This window comes from uncultured Turicimonas sp. (assembly GCF_902477955.1).
Taxonomy (GTDB): domain Bacteria; phylum Pseudomonadota; class Gammaproteobacteria; order Burkholderiales; family Burkholderiaceae_F; genus Turicimonas.
This window is the reverse complement of the sequence record NZ_CABSJB010000073.1, coordinates 1-1,858: the sequence shown is the minus strand read 5'-3', so window position 1 is coordinate 1,858 and position 1,858 is coordinate 1. Positions and strand designations below refer to the sequence as shown.

The window sequence follows — 1,858 nt, the reverse complement described above, 5'->3', positions numbered from 1 at the left end:
CTTTTCGGTAGTGTGCTAATTATAGCATATCACCCACCTTTTGTGCAGAGGTTCCTTAACATCAGCGATCTTGCCATTTTTAATAGAAAGATTGACTTTAATTGGTGAACCCCATACTCCTTTACTTTCTGCGTTGTAGTCACCGTCTTTCAATTGTGCAGAAGCGGAGACTGAAAACAAGGCTGTTAGGACGATAAGCGAAAGCTTAGTTAATCGATTTTTCATGGTTTCTCCTTGGAAGAAAAACAAATCCTTCATATACTACGAGTTTAGTTAGTGACCTACGCGCGTAGTTAGCGCGTTATGATCTCAAGAAAAAACGACACAAATTCGAAGAAATGATTCTGAGGACTTTCCTGACATATTTTGCGTTGCTTTGGTCTTGTACCGTCTTTAGCAATGAAATTACACTGTATGCTACAGAGTTCCTCCTTCCTTCAACTATTACGCCTGTTGCACAAAAAACGATTGATACTGTAAAAAAGGCGATTTATCCCAAACAGTTGAACATAAAGGTGCTTCAGTCTATTGATGAAATCGATGAAGTTCTTCGTTCAAAAGAAGCGCCGATAGCCATCGTCGGCGCAACAACGTATCTTCGCCATAGAAAGGACGGCATGCGAGATATAGCCACCTTAATATCAAACTTGCAACCGGATCCTGATCATTCTGTAGGTGCATTGGTAGTTGTCAAAAAAGATTCAAATATCAATTCCTTGAAAGAATTAAAGGGAAAGCGTCTGGGGGCAAACCATCCTGACGGTTTTCAGGGGTTGACGGTGGTCTATAAGGAATTAGCAGATCAAGGTTACGCTTGGGACAAATTCTTTTCAAAGATCAAATTCTACGGGCTGGATCCTTACAAAAGAATAGCGGCTTTGCAAAGAGGCGAAGTGGATGCCATTACGTTAAATGCTTGTTTTGCGGAGAGGGAGGCCCAGAAGGGTAGGGACGTTCTCGATGGCTTAAAGCCTATAAATGTTAAAGAGAACAAGGGTGCCAAATGCTTAACCAGCACATCTCTTTATCCGAGTTGGAGTTTTCTCGTTTCTCCCCATTTAGATACTCAAACTATCGTAAATATTGCCAATGCGCTTTATGCAATGCATCCGACTAAAGATGGGGAAAGATGGACAATTGCTAGTGATTTTAGATCTGTGGATGAATTGTTCAAGACTCTTAAAAGAGGCCCTTATTCTTACCTGAACGAATGGACTGCAGAAAGGATTTGGAAGGAACACGGAAATTCCATTCTCCTATTAACCATTCTTTTCTTCGTATTCGTTTGGCATTATTTTCGTACTCGCTACCTCGTCACAGTGCGAACGGCTCAACTGAGAAAAGCGCTCGTTGAACAAAAGAAACTTTTGCGATTTAACAACCAGCTTCGAGATAGGTATGACAAGTCTCGGCGAGCTTTAATTGTCTCTCAGCTGTCCAGCCTTTTTGCCCATGAGTTAAGCCAACCGCTTTCTGGGATTTTGCTTTACTTAAGATCCCTTAAAAGACTACTGAAACAGAATAAGTTGCAGGAAGGACAAATAAACGAAGCATTAGAGCAAGCAACGGAAAGGGCAAAGAAAGCCCATGAGTTGGTTCAGTTGGTCCGAAGCTACGCTAAATCTGACAGAAATAATTTCGAGAGGATGGATCCGGTTGAGGTGTTGACTTCAGTTCTTGAAAATTTGAAAAAATCCGGAGAATTGGACGGCATCGATATTCGGTTGAGTAGCTCTTCATCCGAAAAATCGAAAATTGAAGGGCATCGATTGGAGCTTGAGATTGTATTTTCGAATATCTTAAGGAACCTCTGCACAAAAGGTGGGTGATATGCTATAATTAGCACACTACCGAAAAG

At 41.3% G+C, this 1,858-nt stretch carries 2 protein-coding genes; one reads left to right on the top strand and one right to left on the bottom strand.

The genetic code is table 11. The features are described from left to right. Positions 1-15: 15 nt before the first annotated feature. Positions 16-225: a hypothetical protein gene (locus RDK53_RS12210; protein WP_308515259.1), complete on the bottom strand. Its 210-nt coding sequence runs from the start codon at positions 223-225 to the stop codon at positions 16-18. A 113-nt stretch (positions 226-338) separates the two neighbouring features. Here RDK53_RS12210 and RDK53_RS12205 point away from each other — a divergent pair, with 113 nt between their 5' ends. Beyond that, positions 339-1,829 carry a PhnD/SsuA/transferrin family substrate-binding protein gene (locus RDK53_RS12205; protein WP_308515256.1) on the top strand — a complete coding sequence of 497 codons (1,491 nt, stop codon included), beginning with the start codon at positions 339-341 and terminating at the stop codon, positions 1,827-1,829. Positions 1,830-1,858 lie beyond the last annotated feature (29 nt).

What these genes read in the sequence shown, in the direction of transcription:
- RDK53_RS12205 (WP_308515256.1), top strand. Translation starts at nt 339, where the DNA reads ATGATTCTGAGGACTTTCCTGACATATTTTGCGTTGCTTTGGTCTTGT.
- RDK53_RS12210 (WP_308515259.1), bottom strand. Translation starts at nt 225, where the DNA reads ATGAAAAATCGATTAACTAAGCTTTCGCTTATCGTCCTAACAGCCTTG.